General features: G+C 51.0%; 13 protein-coding genes and 1 pseudogene. 4 read left to right on the forward strand and 10 right to left on the reverse strand.

Annotated features, from left to right (window positions below):
• Positions 1 to 14: 14 nt before the first annotated feature.
• From smc to AGRI_RS05970, 6 genes are read right to left on the reverse strand one after another with little or no spacing between them, the layout of a single operon-like run.
• Positions 15 to 3,428 carry a chromosome segregation protein SMC gene (gene smc / locus AGRI_RS05945; RefSeq protein WP_008984087.1) on the reverse strand — a complete coding sequence of 1,138 codons (3,414 nt, stop codon included), beginning with the start codon at positions 3,426 to 3,428 and terminating at the stop codon, positions 15 to 17.
• Between the two features lie 60 nt (positions 3,429 to 3,488).
• Complete coding sequence (locus AGRI_RS05950) at positions 3,489 to 4,145, reverse strand: mechanosensitive ion channel domain-containing protein (protein ID WP_237713031.1); 657 nt, start codon at positions 4,143 to 4,145, stop codon at positions 3,489 to 3,491.
• A complete protein-coding gene (locus AGRI_RS05955) occupies positions 4,146 to 4,640 on the reverse strand; it encodes a YcgN family cysteine cluster protein (protein WP_008984088.1) in 495 nt (164 codons plus the stop codon).
• Entirely contained in the window at positions 4,641 to 5,303 is a 663-nt protein-coding gene (locus tag AGRI_RS05960) for a fumarylacetoacetate hydrolase family protein (protein ID WP_008984089.1), read from the reverse strand.
• Positions 5,303 to 6,355: a lytic murein transglycosylase gene (locus AGRI_RS05965; protein ID WP_008984090.1), complete on the reverse strand. Its 1,053-nt coding sequence runs from the start codon at positions 6,353 to 6,355 to the stop codon at positions 5,303 to 5,305. Before AGRI_RS05965 ends, AGRI_RS05960 begins: the two co-directional genes overlap by 1 nt.
• Positions 6,356 to 6,357: 2 nt before the next feature.
• Positions 6,358 to 6,648: a YcgL domain-containing protein gene (locus tag AGRI_RS05970; protein WP_008984091.1), complete on the reverse strand. Its 291-nt coding sequence runs from the start codon at positions 6,646 to 6,648 to the stop codon at positions 6,358 to 6,360.
• 192 nt (positions 6,649 to 6,840) lie between these two features.
• Here AGRI_RS05970 and minC point away from each other — a divergent pair, with 192 nt between their 5' ends.
• The 4 genes from minC to AGRI_RS05990 are packed head-to-tail and all read left to right on the forward strand — an operon-like array spanning position 6,841 to position 10,409.
• Positions 6,841 to 7,563 carry a septum site-determining protein MinC gene (minC, locus tag AGRI_RS05975; RefSeq protein ID WP_008984092.1) on the forward strand — a complete coding sequence of 241 codons (723 nt, stop codon included), beginning with the start codon at positions 6,841 to 6,843 and terminating at the stop codon, positions 7,561 to 7,563.
• An 11-nt stretch (positions 7,564 to 7,574) separates the two neighbouring features.
• The gene (minD, locus tag AGRI_RS05980) at positions 7,575 to 8,384 is read left to right on the forward strand and encodes a septum site-determining protein MinD (protein ID WP_008984093.1); all 810 of its coding nucleotides are present in this window, start codon (positions 7,575 to 7,577) and stop codon (positions 8,382 to 8,384) included.
• A 3-nt stretch (positions 8,385 to 8,387) separates the two neighbouring features.
• Entirely contained in the window at positions 8,388 to 8,648 is a 261-nt protein-coding gene (gene minE / locus AGRI_RS05985; RefSeq protein WP_008607670.1) for a cell division topological specificity factor MinE, read from the forward strand.
• A 39-nt stretch (positions 8,649 to 8,687) separates the two neighbouring features.
• Entirely contained in the window at positions 8,688 to 10,409 is a 1,722-nt protein-coding gene (locus AGRI_RS05990; protein WP_008984094.1) for a hypothetical protein, read from the forward strand.
• Positions 10,410 to 10,452: 43 nt separating this feature from the next.
• Here the strand turns inward: AGRI_RS05990 and rarD are convergent.
• The 4 genes and pseudogenes from rarD to fadD all read right to left on the reverse strand — a co-directional run bounded on the left by rarD (position 10,453) and on the right by fadD (position 15,819).
• Positions 10,453 to 11,345: pseudogene (gene rarD, locus AGRI_RS05995) on the reverse strand (EamA family transporter RarD).
• Positions 11,346 to 11,461: 116 nt separating this feature from the next.
• Positions 11,462 to 12,841, reverse strand: a complete 1,380-nt coding sequence (locus AGRI_RS06000) for a DUF4397 domain-containing protein (protein ID WP_008984097.1) — start codon at positions 12,839 to 12,841, stop codon at positions 11,462 to 11,464.
• 145 nt (positions 12,842 to 12,986) lie between these two features.
• On the reverse strand, positions 12,987 to 14,120 hold the full coding sequence (gene rnd / locus AGRI_RS06005; protein WP_008984098.1) for a ribonuclease D: 1,134 nt from the start codon (positions 14,118 to 14,120) through the stop codon (positions 12,987 to 12,989).
• Positions 14,121 to 14,163: 43 nt separating this feature from the next.
• Positions 14,164 to 15,819: a long-chain-fatty-acid--CoA ligase FadD gene (gene fadD / locus AGRI_RS06010; RefSeq protein ID WP_008984099.1), complete on the reverse strand. Its 1,656-nt coding sequence runs from the start codon at positions 15,817 to 15,819 to the stop codon at positions 14,164 to 14,166.
• Between the last annotated feature and the right edge of the window lie 9 nt (positions 15,820 to 15,828).

Raw genomic sequence — 15,828 nt, forward strand, 5'->3', positions numbered from 1 at the left:
GTTATACCTTTTCTTTAGGCTACTGCCAGTTTGACAGCATCATCCACATCTACTGCGACCACGCGTGACACGCCGGGCTCCTGCATCGTCACCCCCATCAATTGCGCAGCCATTTCCATAGCAATTTTATTGTGGCTGATATAAATAAATTGTACGGTATCCGACATTTCCCGCACCAGATTACAGAAGCGCCCTACGTTAGCATCATCTAACGGAGCATCAACCTCATCCAACATACAAAACGGCGCCGGGTTTAGTCTAAATATTGAAAACACTAATGATAAAGCGGTTAAGGCTTTTTCACCACCCGATAATAAATGAATTGTACTGTTTTTTTTACCCGGCGGCCTCGCCATAATACTGACCCCGGTTTCCAGTAAATCTTCATCAGTCAAATCAAGGTAGGCACTGCCACCGCCGAAGACTTTCGGGAACAGTTGTTTTAAGCCATCGTTTACCTGATCAAAGGTGTCTTTAAAACGTTGTCGCGTTTCACGATCGATTTTGCGGATCGCGGTTTCCAGCGTCTCCAGCGCCGAAGTCAGATCCTGATGCTGGGCATCCAGATAGGCTTTGCGCTCGGCCTGTTGCTCATACTCTTCAATCGCTGCAAGATTTATCGCGCCAAGCCGGCTGACTGCTTCGACAGTCTTATCCAGCTGTTGCTGCCACTGTGCTTCATCAGCACCGGCCGGCAGTTCAGCCAGTACCTGTTTCATATTCACCTGCTGCTCACGCAACAACTCCAGCATATTATTGGCGCGGATCCGGTAGCCTTCCGCATCCAGCCGCAGGTTTTCCAGCGCTTTTTGCTGGCTGCTTAAACGCTGGGTAATGCCGCTTTGTCCCTGCTCCAGCTCACGGATCTGTTGTTGGATAGTGGCTAGCTGCTGATTGGCACTGGTTAGCGCCTGTTCAGCGTCGCTGCGCTGCAGCAAGGTTGCCTGTAATTCCTCTTGCAGTTGCAATGCCGGATCCTGTTGCTCGTTCAGCTGTAGCTGCAATTCGGCCAGTTGTTCCAGCCATTGCTGTTGTTGCAAGGCTGCGCGGCTTAAACTCAATTCGACACTTTGCAATTGCTGCTGACAGAGCCGTTGCTGCATTTGCAGCTGGCTTTGCTGACCTTGCTGTTGTTGCAATTGCTGGCGCAGCGCCTCTTCCTGTGCCCTCGCCTGTTGCTGCCGTTGCTGTAACTGCTGTTCCCGCGTTAACGCCTGCTGATACTCTTGCTCCGCTTCAGCAAGCTGCAGTTCAGTGTGTTCTGCACTTGCCGCCAGCTCCTGTTGCTGTAACTGTAATTCTGCCAGCTGCTGCTGCAGCTCTGTGCTCTGTTGCTTTACTTGCTGCAGCGCCTGCTGTTTTAATTGCGCCACCGTATGCTGTTGCTGCAAGGTTTGTTGCTGGCTGCTGAGCGCTGCATTAAGCTGGCTAAGTTGCTGCTGTGCCTGTTGTTGCAATTCAAGCTGTTGTTGCTCGGCTGCCGCAGCGGCTGCAAGCTCCTGCTCAACCTCAGCTAACTCCTGCCCTAATTGTTGTAACCGCTCTTGGCGTAACAAACGGCTATCGGTCAGCGACGCCTGGCTTTGCTGGCCCCAGTTAGCACCGAACCATTTACCCTGTGCACAGATCACCGATTGTCCGGGCTTAAGCTGTGCCAGCATCGTTAGCGCCTGCGCTTCATCCGCCGCCAATAAAATCTGCCGGAAATAATCCGGATACATCCCTGAGCGCACCACGCTGGCCAGGGTATTAGCCGGCGCCGCGTTGTCGCCAGCCGCTGCGGTGACATACAGCGCTTTGCCCTCATCATGAGCAGCCAGCTCAGCCTGTTGTAGTGCGCCCAGTGCCAGCGTAACAGCCAGCGCCCAGCCGTCGGCAATTTGCAGCTGCTCTGCCAGTAAAGGTCCGCTGCTGCTGGGTTGCTGTTGACTGTGGCTAAGACGTTGTTGCTCTATTCTCAACACTTGCTGTTGGTTTTGCCACTGTTGACGTTGTTGGGTTGCCTGCGCGCTCAGCTGTTGCTGCTGCGCCAACGTGTTAGTCAGCTCAGCCTGTTCAAGCTGCAACGCCGCGACTTGCTCTGCCAGCTCCTGATGCCCGGCTTCTGCCAACGCCAGCTCTTGTTCTGCCTGCTCAGGCTCCAGCCGGGCCAGCTGCTCAGTCAACTTGTGTTGCTGTGCGGCCAACTGATGTTGTTGCTGCGCCCAATGTTGCAGTTGCAGCCGCCACTGCTGCAGTTGCTCGCGGCGCTGATAATGCTGTTGTTGCCAGTCTTGCCAGTTAAGCTGTGCCTCGGCTGCCTGCTCCGTCGCTTCCAGCAATTGAGCCTGTAACTCTTCCTGCTGCTCAGTCAACACTAGCAGTTCCGGTATCAGCTCTTCCAACTGCGCTTCAAGCTCGGCGCGTTGCAGCTGCTCCTGCTGCTGTTGCTCATGAAAACCGGCCAGACTCAGCTGCTTTTGCTGGATCTGCTGACTAAGTAACTGTTGTTGCTGACGCTGGCCGACAATTTGCTGCTCCAGCGCACTGATCCTGTTACCCAACTGATAATACTGCTGCTGACACTGCTCCTGCTGTTGCCGTGCAGTATTGGCTTGTTCACGTAATTCGGTCAGCACCCGCTCATCGCCCGCCTGCGCCGCCTGATATTTCTGCAGCTCGGTTTCCTGCTCGCGCAGCTGCTGTTCCAGCTTGTTTAGCGTGTCATTAAAACCCAGCCATTTAATCGTTGTCAGCTGGGCACGCAGTGTGCGTTCCTGCGCTTTCAGCTCTTTATAGCGCTGTGCGGTAGCTGCCTGCCGCTTGAGTTTATCGATATTTTTACCCAGCTCTTCGCGCACGTCGGTCAGGCGATCCAGATTATCCCGGGTATGTTTAATGCGGTTTTCGGTTTCGCGCCGCCGCTCTTTGTAGCGGGAAATGCCGGCGGCCTCTTCAATAAAGACCCTCAGCTCCTGCGGTTTAGATTCAATCAGGCGCGAGATCATGCCCTGCTCAATAATGGCATAGCTGCGGGGCCCCAGGCCAGTGCCAAGGAAAATATCGGTAATATCGCGGCGGCGGCACTTGCTGCCATTTAAGAAATACAGCGACTGGGCATCGCGGGTCACGACGCGCTTAATCGCAATTTCACTGCGATCCGCCAGATTGCCGGCCAGCCGGCCCTGAGTATTTTCAAACACCAGCTCGACGGAGGCCTGCGACACCGGTTTGCGCTGCGCCGAGCCGTTAAAAATCACGTCGGTCATTGCATCACCGCGCAGGTTTTTCGCCGAGCTTTCGCCCAGCACCCAGCGCACCGCATCAATGACATTGGATTTGCCACAGCCGTTTGGCCCCACTATGGCCGTCATCGCTTGCGGAAACGGCACTGTAGTGGGGTCAACAAAGGATTTAAAACCTGCCAGTTTGATCTGTTTTAAGCGCATCCGGCTGCTGTATTCTGCTTAGAGTTATAGCGACAAATCTACCCATTTTGTCGCACCCTGTCACTTGCTAATTCGATTAACGGGCTGACTTTGCAGATTTTTTTTACGCCAACGCTCTGCTTTGGCTACCACATCAATAGTCTTACGCACCGGTGCTTGTGCCGCGCTGATAATCACTACCGGGCGTGACACAATCAGGTTATTCGGGTAAATCACCCGCTCCTGCTCTTTCGTACGCAGCACCGTATTAAACAAATGGATCTCGGCAATATCACCCTCCAGCGCATTATTACCATCAATAATCCGCACCTTGCTGCCTTCGGCAAAGTCTTTCTGCCCCAGTAGAATAAAGAAAGCGGTCACGTTGCTGATTAGCGACCAGGACGCAAATAAGGCGACACCGGCTACCGCAATAATTGACGATGCCAGCACCAGCAAGCCACGGATATCCACGCCCCAGATAATGCTTAGCACCACCAGCAACAGCAGCATTAGCAGGATATGAAAAACGACAATGGCTCTTTTATTCATCTCCGGCCGCATCCGGCCGCCTGCCAGCAAGCCATAGATCAATGGCACCAGCCGGCGGCTGACGATGATATAAGCCAGTACCGCCAGCAGCGATAAACCTAGCTGTACCATCATTGGGCTCATATAACCGCTGAGTTGTTTCAGGATCTCACTGTCGGCAATGATCGATTGTTCCACGCTCATCATTTAATCCAGATCATTTAACGGCCAACTGACGATATAGTCTTCAAAATCATCCAGATTCACCATATCCTCTGAGATGGTTTTGTTACGTACTGACATTTGCTTTTTATGCATCAGGCTCTTCTTACCACCGTTGAGCAAGGGGTGCCAGGATGGCAAACCGCGCCCTTCATGTAAGCGCCGATAGGCACAGCTGTTGGGCATAAAGAAGATGTCTTTCAGATTGTCTTTGGTCAGCTTAATGCAATCCGGCACCAACACAGTACGAAGACTGTATTGGGTACATTCGCATTTATGGCTATTCAGATAGCGGCAGGCGATATTAGTAAACACCACCTCTTCATCAGGTTTAAGCTCAGCGGTCGGACCTTCTTCCTCGTCGTCATGAATAAATTTATTCAGACAACATTTAGCGCAGCCATCACATAAAGCTTCCCACTCAGCGTCATTCATTTCGCTTAAGCTTTTTTGCTCCCAGAAGCGTTCACTCAGGCTCATTTAAACCTCTACCCGGCTAGCAATTTTCAGTAAATCAGCCAGCGTCAGGGTCAGGGTATCACCGGCCTGCAAGGGCCCTACCCCTGCCGGCGTGCCGGTGAGTACCAGATCGCCGGGTAGCAGAGTAAAATGTTGGCTCATTTCGCTAATCAGCTGGGTAATACCGCGGATCATATTGGCGCTGTTCCCTTGCTGGCGCAGCTCACTGTTAACCTGCAGACTAAAATCCAGTTGCTGCGGGTGTTGTACCTGCGCTTTTGGAATCAACGGCGACATCGGGCAAGCACCGTCAAACCCTTTGGCAATTTCCCACGGCCGGCCAAGTTGCTTTAGTTTGGCCTGCACCTCACGTAAGGTCAAATCCAGCGCCAGGCCATAACCCCAAATCGCCTCATTCACTTCAGCAAAGCTGGCGTTTTTCAGTGGCTTGGCAATTAATACTGCCAACTCCAGCTCATTGTGAACTTCACCGCGTCCTGCCGGAATACGAAAAGCTGGCGCCAGCGGCACCAGCGCAGTCGCAGGTTTGATAAAAAACAGGGCTTCCGGCGCGGTTTTACTTTGCATTTCGGCAATATGGTCCTGATAGTTCTGACCAATACACACCACTTTACCCAATGGTAAGCTGATAGGTTGACCTCGCCAATCCTGATGCTGGTACATTAAGTTTGCTCCGCAACAATAAGATCAGCCAGATAACCAACACTGGTGACGAAATAGTAAGAGCGGTTCCAGTGCATCAGGCTTTTATAGTTATCGTAAGCCAGGAAAGCCCGGCCGGTCGGGCCGTCAGGCAACACCAGGGCGGCAGAGATATCACGCTGTGGCAACACTTCACCATTTAAACGGCGTACGCCAAGTTGATGCCAGTCTGCCATACTGCGCGCCGAGGCATTCCAGCGGCCCAGCCATTCATTACGCGCCAGACTGCCACGCTGAATGGCATGTCCGGTATCAAAACCGGCCGGCAACTTCACTTCGCGCCCCCAGGTTTTGCTGTAATCCCAGCCTTGCTGCTTGAGATAGTTGGCAATAGAGGCAAACACATCCAGCTCATTAGTCCAGATATCTTTCTTACCGTCACCATCACCGTCCTGGGCATAAGACAGAAAAGAGCTTGGCATAAACTGACTTTGTCCCATGGCACCGGCCCAGGAGCCTTTCATATTATCTAAATCGATATGGCCCTGCGCCAGAATATCCAGCGCGTGGAAAAACTCGGTGCGGAAAAAGGTTTCGCGCCGACCTTCGTAGGCTAAGGTTGCCAGCGCAGAAGGAATAGAATAGTTGCCCTGGAAGCGGCCAAAACTGCTCTCCAATCCCCATAACGCCACAATAAAGCGCGGTTGCACGCCATAGCGTTTGCCGATTTCTTCCAATTGTGGCTGATATTGCTGATAACGCTCCCGCGCCATCCGGATCCGCGTTTCGCTGACCCGCTTTGGCAGATAGGTATCGAGTGTTTCAACCACTTCCGGTTGACTGCGATCAGCACTGACAACCCGCTCATGGAACTGCAGACTACTGAACACAGCGTCAAGTAAACTGGCGTCGTAACCGCGACTGAGTGCCTCTTGTTTCAGTGCGCTGGTATAGCTGGCAAAATCGGGTTTAGTTGCCGGACTGTCATTAGCCAACACCAATGGGCTGAATAGCTGTGAGCTGAGCAGCAAGGCGCTACCCAAAAACAGACGGTGTAACAACTTTATCTTCATACTTATTCCTTGTTGACTTCAGCTTGCTGCAGCGCCGCTTTATGCGTCGCCAGCAAATCTTCAACCGGTGGTGGCAATTGTAAATAGTAGCCCTGTTCCAGCAAGGCGGCTTTTACCTTTTCGATATCAGCCTGAGCCAAATGTTCCCGTTTGGCTAAATTCAGTACCGTAATGAGTAACGGTTGGCCAAAGGTTTGCAATAAGGCCGGCGGAACTTTGCTAAAATCATCCCGCTTTTCAACATACAGGTAGGTGCCCTCTTTTCGCGGGCTACGATATACAGCAGATAACATAGAATAAAACTACTTCGCCAACTTGCCTAACAGATAGCAAGACTATAACATGAACCGCAGGTTATGCGCATCGACCACCGTGAATGGCAGCGCAGAAATTATGGGGCTGAGGTTGGTTAATTTTAGCCAGCGCCAGATTCCAAAGATCCCGCGCAAGCGGCTTAATAATAATAGTAAAAGCGCTGAACTTTTATGTCTGAACACTCCTTAGAATTAAAGGGCAGTTTATTCCCTTTGTCCGTGTTACATTGCTCCGATCTTAGTATCAGCAGTCTGCAATCCCTGTTAACGGCCAAATTGGCTCAGGCACCAGCATTCTTTTACCAGGCTCCCATCGTCATTAACCTGCAGGATAATGATAGCAGGCCCGATTTTGTGGCGTTGAAACAGTTATTTACTGAGTTAAAACTGGTGCTGGTAGGTGTTACTGGCGCCAATGCAGAGCAAAAGACTGCAGCCCAACAAGCGGGCCTGGCGGTGTTGCAGGCCGGAAAAGCCTCGGCAGCCAAAGCCACCGAACCATCAGCGCAGACAGCGCCAGCGGCTGCGGTAAAGCCGACGCAAGTCGTGGTGCAACCACAGCCGATGGACAGCAAGATTGTGGAACAGAATGTCCGCTCCGGCCAACAAATCTACGCCAAGGGTGCCGATTTAATTATCAAGGGTGCAGTTGGCGCCGGAGCCGAAGTGATTGCCGATGGCAATATTCATATTTATGGTTCGCTGCGGGGTAAGGCGATTGCCGGCGCCAGCGGCGACAGCAGCAAGCGAATTTATTGTTACAACATGCAGGCCGAATTGGTCTCAATCGCCGGCAACTACTGGCTTAGTCATAGCCTGCAAGGTGAGTTTTGGGGTAAACCGGCCTGCATTCGCTGGCAGGGCGAAAGTTTAGTCATTTCAGAATTAGTGTAAGGAAAGTCACTATGGCAAAAATTATTGTGGTTACCTCTGGCAAGGGTGGTGTCGGTAAAACCACCTCCAGTGCCGCTATCGGTACAGGCCTGGCATTAGCCGGTAAAAAAACCGTGATTGTCGATTTTGATATCGGTTTACGGAATTTAGATTTAATTATGGGCTGCGAGCGGCGCGTAGTTTACGACTTTGTCAATGTGATCAATGGCGAAGCCAATCTGAAACAAACGCTGATTAAAGATAAACGGGTCGAGAATCTGTTTATTCTGCCGGCGTCGCAAACCCGCGACAAAGATGCGCTAACCAAAGAAGGCGTGGAGCGGGTATTAAATGAACTGTCTGCCGACTTTGATTTTATTATCTGTGACTCTCCGGCGGGTATTGAGTCGGGTGCCATGATGGCATTGTACTTTGCCGACGAAGCCGTAGTAGTAACCAATCCGGAAGTGTCATCAGTACGCGATTCCGATCGCATTCTGGGTATGTTATCGAGCAAATCACGCCGGGCTGAACAGGGTCTGGATGGCATTAAAGAGCATTTACTGCTCACGCGCTATAACCCGGAGCGGGTGCTCAAAGGCGAGATGCTCAGTGTTGAAGATGTGAAAGAAATCCTGGCCATCGAACTGGTTGGCGTGATCCCGGAATCCCAGGCCGTACTGAATGCATCTAACTCTGGCCAACCAGTGATCCTGGATGAAGAGAGTGATGCCGGTCAGGCTTATCTGGATACGGTGAAACGCTTACTGGGTGAAACCGTGCCGTTCCGTTTTCTGACGGTGGAGAGAAAAGGATTTATTAAAAGGTTGTTTGGAGGCTAACTAATGTCGTTACTGGATTATTTTCGTTCAACTAAAAAAAATACCGCCAGCACAGCCAAAGAGCGCCTGCAAATTATTGTTGCCCATGAGCGCAAGCGCCGCAGCGGCCCTGACTACCTGCCGCAGCTGGAACGCGATATTTTAGAAGTGATTCGCAAGTATGTTGATATTCCGGCCGACCAGGTTGCAGTATCACTGGAGCAACGTGGTGATGAGTTATCGGTACTGGAACTTAATATCACCTTCCCTGATGAAAAGCGCTAAGTAGCGCTTTTCTTATCTTATCTGTCAAAGGAGCAGACAATGAAAAAAACGTTAATTGCAGCCGCCGTGGTTGCAGCCGGTGTCGCCGGGTATTACTTTTTAAAACCCTCATCAGCTACGCAACTGGATTTTCCAGAGCTGGCTTATATCCCTGCCGATACGGTGCTGATGTCTGCACAACTGACCCCACTGGATATCGTGTCCTATCTGAAAAGTCTGGGATTATCGCCGGAGATGTATCTGAATCCGGAAATGAACGAGGTCTATAGCCAGTTGGCCGCTGAATCATCTAGTGCCGGCAAATTTGGTATTGCCTTGCTGCAAAACTACTTACAAGCGTTGAGTGAGCCAGAAAGCTTTGTCCAGAAAACAGGTATCGCCGCGCAAACCCGCTCTCTGACCTATATGGTCGGTGCTGCTCCGGTGATCCGCTTTGAACTGGCGGACGAAGCGGCCTTTTGGGCGATGTTTGAACAAGCTGCAACTAACAGTGGTCTGGCTTCTGAGCAACAGAATCTGAATGGCCACAATTTCCGCAGTTATAGTTTAGATGAGCAGCTCGCTGGTGCGCAGTTGCTGGTTAGCGTAGAACGCGGTTGGGGTACCATAGCCTTACATCATAGCGCGCTGTCAGAGAGCCACCGTGCCGAGAGTCTGGCATTACAGCAACCCGCCAGTAACCTGCTCAATAGCGGTAAGTTACAGGCGATGGTAAAGCAATATCAGCTGAAAGCTGACGGTATCGGTTATCTGAGCACCGAACAATTGGCTCAGGCGCTGACCACTACTGATGGTAACCAGCTGGCACGCGATTTACAGCTGACCTTTAGCGAAGGCTTACCGGAAGCGCTGCAAGTGTGGCACACCCCGGCCTGTCAAGCTGATATGGCGATGTTAAGTAAAACCTGGCCTGGTCTGGTAATGGATGCTGAACTGGTTGAGCAAGCGCCTGGCAAACTGCATATGCGGTCGAAGATGTTATTCCCCACCACCAGCCAGATTGCACTGGAAGGCTTACAAGGCCTGCAAGGTTTTATCCCCGCCAGCTTAAACGGTGGTTTACCGGACAGCATGTTTTATATGGGGTTAGGCGCCGAAATTAGCCAGTTAACGCCTGCAGTGAGCAAGCTCTGGGCTGGCATGACCGATCTTAGCGTAAGCTGTGAACCTCTGGTGGCAGTGCAACAGCAGATGAAAGCCCAGAACCCACTAATGATGTTGGCGATGGCCGGTATGGCCGCCAATGGCTTACAGGGTTTATCGGTAACTATTAATGATTTTAGTCTGGATCCGGCAACCGGCCAGCCAAATCAGGCCGATGCACTGCTAACCTTATCTGCAGATAATCCACAAGCTCTGCTGACCAATGCCCAGGCCACGCTACCACCGCTGGCGGGGATCACCTTACCGGCAGCCGGTGAAGAGGTATCCGTTGCAGAGCTATTCCCGCCCGTCGCCATGCTGGGTTTAGACGTGCGTTTACAAGCTACCGATAAGCACCTGTTACTCTATGTTGGCGAGAAAGCGAAAACGCAGGCGGCCACCATTGCCAAAGAGCCACTGAGTAAAAATGGTTTATTTAGTTTTGGTATGGACTATCAGCAGTTTTTCAGCGCCATGGCGAAGATGTCAGAACTTTCCGGACAACCGCTGCCCGCTGAGTTGGAGTCGATGTTAAAAACCAATATGCAGATGGGCATGTCATTTGCTATCGACCGGCATGGTATCGTAATTAACTCTGATGCCAAAGTCGGCGAATAACACTAGCTGCGTAACAGACAAAGCCGGATAATATCCGGCTTTTTTATACCTTACGCCGGCGATTAGCCCGCCAAGCATCGATACTGTAACAAAATAACGCCAGCCAGATCAGACCGAAGGTAAACAGCCGCTCTAATGCAAAAGGTTCCTGATATAACCAAACACCGAAAATAAACATCATGGTCGGCCCGATATACTGGAAAAAGCCCATTGTTGATAACTTCAGGCGCCGGGCCGCAGCAATAAAACACAGCAAAGGAACCGTAGTAACCAGACCGGCAGCCATCAAATAAAGGTTCAGGCCTACACTGTTTTCGAATAAATTCGCCGCAGGGCTGGCAGCATAAGACCACCAGTACCATAGCGCTAAAGGTAATAGTAACAAGGATTCGATAAAGAGCCCTTTTATCGCATCTACGGCCAGCTTTTTACGCAATAGCCCATAAACCGCAAACGAGCTTGCCAGTGCCAGTGCTATCCAGGGTACAGCGCCGTAACCGACTATCTGCCACAGTACACCTACCGAAGCCAAGCCAACCGCTAACCACTGTAACTTTCGCAGCCGCTCTCCGAGAAACAGCATGCCCAGCAGCACATTCAGCAGCGGATTAATGTAATAACCCAGGCTGGCATCCAGCATATGATTATTATTTACCGCCCATATAAATAGCCCCCAGTTACCCCCCAGCAACACGGCACACAACAAAAGCCAGCCAGCAGTTTAGGTTTTGCCAGCACTGCCAGCGTCTCGCGCCCCTGTTTTAACAGTAACAATACGATAAACAACAACAAAAAAGACCAGACGATTCGGTGCAGCAAGATCTCCGGTGCCGGGATAACGTCAATCTGTTTAAAATATAGTGGCGCTATGCCCCATAATGTATAAGCACTGGCTGCAAAAAGGCCGCCTAATTTTTGTTCACGCGTTAACGCCATACCGACTCCAATAATTAAGGCGGCAATTATACGCGGACTCGGCATCTTGGGTCGAAAAAAAACAGCCGGCGAGTGCCGGCTGTTGTCATGTATTGCACAATACGTTGCGTTGCTGTTTATTCCTGAACAAAATCGTCCATCAGAATCAGCCCAACATCTGCAGTTAACCCCTCACCATCGCGCGCGATAGCGGTGTAAATCTTGTTAGCCTCGAGGCTAAGTGCTACCGGGCCAATTGCCGCTGTTTTTGAGCCTGCCGGTGTAACAGTTACCACATAGTCACCTGCGGCCAGAGACACGTAGCCGGTATCGGCTTTGAATGGCACAGCCGCGAAAGCGGGTGTCGCTGTTGAGATATCGTTGGTTGCGGTAACATAGATATCTACCGGACCTGCCAACGTCGAGCCGTGTACAATACGCACTTGAGCTTCAGTGGCGATACGGCGTGGCATGTCTGCTAGTACCAGGGGCTCAATGGTGTTTTCAGTCAAGGAACCTACTGCCAACACGCTGTAAAATGCTCCGGCTTCTAACGGTAAATCAGCGTCAATCACCACCACATCGTTGTTAGCGTTAGCGGCGACTTTCACATTGTAGGTATCGGGCGCGACACCCAGATAGCCCGTGAAGTCCGGGAAGGACAAGGCTTCGACCAATTTGATGGCATCGTTAGCTATGACATCTACCGCTGGCGCATCTGACACATTGTGCACCACCCGCACTGAGGCTGTGGTATTTGCATCCAGAATGTCCAGACTTTCACCCGTTGGCGTTACCGCCAGTAAGGAAACCGGTGAATCGCCAGAGAAGCGGTTATTAATCGCTGCCACCACTAAGTCGGTGCCAGCAGCTAACTCCAGAGGACCAGAGTCAAACACTACCATATCCTGACCCGGTAATGTAATGCGTACACGGTAGTTACCGGCGGCAACATCGATGGCTCCGGTAAACTCTTTAAAATCAAGTGTATCCAGCGGTGCTCCCAGTGCCGCATCTGGCGCAGTGACGTGAATATCAACTGCTGGTGCCGCAGATGCCGCATGCACCACTTGTAACCGGATGTTACCTGCGGCTAAATCTGCCACATCTGATGTCACCACTAGCGGCTCCAACGTATCCTGTGCGACAGAACCTACCGCAAAGACCTTGTAGTTGGTCGCCTCTGCCAGCGCCAAATCTACTGGCCCGATAACTGTGGCAGTTGCATCGCCCGGCAGTAAGGCTTCTACCGCCACGTTGTAAGTTGCAGGCGCCAGGTCAAAGTTCTCAGAGCTTTGACCAAAGGCCAGATTTTCGATTACCGGCTCGCCACCTACTAAGACATTAACGTTGGGTGCATCTGAGGACGCGTGAATCACTCTTAAGGTCGCATCGACCACTACCGGTGGTGGTGGTGGTGGCGGCGGAGGTACGACTACTGGATCACTGCTGCTATTGCACGCACTGAGCGTCGCCATTACCGCTGCGGCGACTGAAAGTGAGACGATTTTTTTCATTGTTCTTACCCTTCAGTTGATAGTTGCTCGAAAACTTACGCCGCGGTAAAGAGCAAAGATCAACTACTACAGGTGCAAAAAACCGACATTATTATTGCAAAAATTCTACTGATCCATCTCGACTTTATTAACGTTAAATTTCAGCTTAATTATCGATGTGTGCAGGAAGTGTTAAGAAAGGCGCTAATACTGCGCCGCGCCATCCGGTTAAAAATTCAGGTACCGGCAGCTGGTTACGCTCCTGATCACTCACCCGCCAACACCAGTTAAAATATTCGTGCAACTGACGACGGGTTGCCAGAAATGATGCCGGTATATCTGCTGCGGCAGCGGCATCCTTTACCGCTTGTCCGATTTCAGCCAATACAACCTTTTCACCGGCAAATTTCTCATTATGATAGAACTTTTGCGGACAATGCTCCGGATTTAATGTTTTAGCATGGTTAATTAACTCAACCAGCAATTTAGCGTGTCGTCGCAGCTCCCGCACCGGCATACCGGGGATGTTTAACAAACTCTCTGCTGTTGCCGGTTTGCGCTTCGCCAGTTCAAAAAGCTGTGCGTCTTTTACCACCAAGCCCAAGGCCAGATCTTTGCTGCTGGCATACTGATAGCGCCAGCTTACCAGCTCACGTAAAATCGCCAATTCCCGGCTATTTAGCTGACTGCTATTCTTAATCTCCAGATATTTAAATTCAGCCGGCAATTGTTGTTGCCGCCGCGCCATCAGGGTTTGTCCCTCGGCTAATAGCAGGGCTAATTTTGTGCTGTTGGATAATTCGGCCAGAAGTCGCTGATACACTGGCAGTAAAAACTTAACGTCGTTAGCAGCGTAATCAAGTTGCTTTTGCGCCAGTGGTCTGGCAAGCCAATCGGTGCGCGATTCGCTTTTGTCCAGCACTTCGCCGGTTAATTGCTCAACCAGTCTGGCATAACCCATACTACCGCCCCAACCCAGAATTTCGGCTGCCAGCTGAGTATCAAATAATGGTGCGATGTTCGTAATACCAATGGTAGCCAGGGCTTCGAGATCTTCCGTGCAAGAATGCAGAATTTTGGTCACGCCTGTTGCCGCCAGTAAAGCCTGTAACGGCTGCCAGTCGGTAATAGTTAGCGGATCAACTAACGCCAGCCGGCTGCCGTCATACAGCTGAATAAGCCCCAATTTTGGGTAGAGGGTGCTTTGCCGGATAAACTCGGTATCCAGGGCAAGTAGTGGCTGTTCGATAGCCTGGCGGCAAAAATCGGCCAGCGCCTGATTGGTGGTAACTAAAGACATGCTTATCTCTCAAAGTAAAAAGCCGGCAATCGCCGGCTTTTTATTAACCGCGCAGCTCGCGGCGTAGGATCTTTCCTACGTTAGTTTTGGGCAATTCTGAGCGGAATTCTACCAGCTTTGGCACCTTGTAGCCGGTTAAATGTTGCTTACAGTGTGCAATCACTTCCTGCTCGGTCAGGCTTTGGTCTTTTTTCACCACAAAGACCTTCACCACCTCTCCAGTTACTTCATTAGGTACACCAACAGCGGCAACTTCCAGCACTTTTTCGTTCATCGCGACCACTTCTTCAATCTCGTTCGGGAACACATTAAAGCCCGATACCAGAATCATATCTTTCTTGCGGTCGACAATATAAAAGAAGCCATCGGCGTCCATAGTGGCGATATCACCGGTATATAACCAGCCATCTTTAATGGTCTTCGCCGTTTCTTCCGGCCGGTTCAGGTATCCCAGCATTACCTGAGGCCCTTGCACTATCATTTCACCCGCTTCACCGACTGCGACATCATTACCGTTTTCATCCACTAAGCGGATATCGGTTGAAGGTGCCGGTAAACCGATACTGCCGTTAAAGTCATCCAGATCGAACGGGCTTAACGTCACCAGCGGACAGCATTCGGTTAAACCGTAACCTTCCAACAGCCTGGTTTTAGTCACTTTTTTCCAGCGCTCCGCCACCGGGCGCTGCACCGCCATACCGCCACCCAGAGACAGTTTTAACCGACTGAAGTCCAGTTCTGCAAAGCCAGGGGTATTCAACAGACCATTAAACAGGGTGTTAACGCCGGTGATCGCCGTAAACGGAAATTTGGCCAGCTCTTTTACAAAGTTGGGCATATCGCGTGGATTGGTAATCAGCAGATTAGTACCACCGTGTTTGAAAAACACAAAGAAATTCGCGGTAAGCGCAAAGATATGATACAGCGGTAAGGCAGTAACCACATTTTCTTTGCCTTCATCGAGAAATTTGTCCAGAAAGCCACTGGCCTGTTCCAGATTCGCGACCATATTGCGATGCGTCAGCATCGCGCCTTTGGAAACCCCGGTCGTACCACCGGTATATTGTAAAAAGGCAATATCATCGCCAGTCATCTGCGGTTTTTGCCAGCTTAAGCCGGCGCCACGCTGTAGCACGTCTTTATAAGTCACAAAACGGCGTAACTGATAAGCCGGGATCAGCTTTTTCAGATGCTTAACCACCAGGTTAACAAGTGTGCCTTTTACCGCACCTAACATATCGCCCATCTTGGTCAGAATAACGTGCTCAACCTGAATATTTTTCTCAACTGCCATCAGGGTGTGGGCAAAGTTTTCAACGATAATAATAGCGCGGGCTTTAGAATCGGTTAACTGGTGTTGTAATTCGCGCGGGGTATAGAGCGGGTTCACATTGACTACGCTACAACCGGCCCGTAACACGCCCATCAGCGCAACCGGGTATTGCAGTAAATTCGGCATCATAATGGCAACGGCATCGCCTTTTTTCAGCCCCAGCTCGTGTTGCAAATAGGCCGCGAATGCCTGACTTTGCTGATCCAACTGCCGGTAGGTAATGCTTTTACCCATATTGACAAAGGCGATTTTATCGGCAAATTTGGCAATGCTTTGCTCGAAAATATCTAATAATGAAGAATAATGATCAGGATCGATTTGTGCCGGCACGCCTGCAGGGTAACGCTTTAACCAGACTCTATCCACCGTCTACTC

This window comes from Alishewanella agri BL06 (genome assembly GCF_000272005.1).
GTDB classification, from domain to species: domain Bacteria; phylum Pseudomonadota; class Gammaproteobacteria; order Enterobacterales; family Alteromonadaceae; genus Alishewanella; species Alishewanella agri.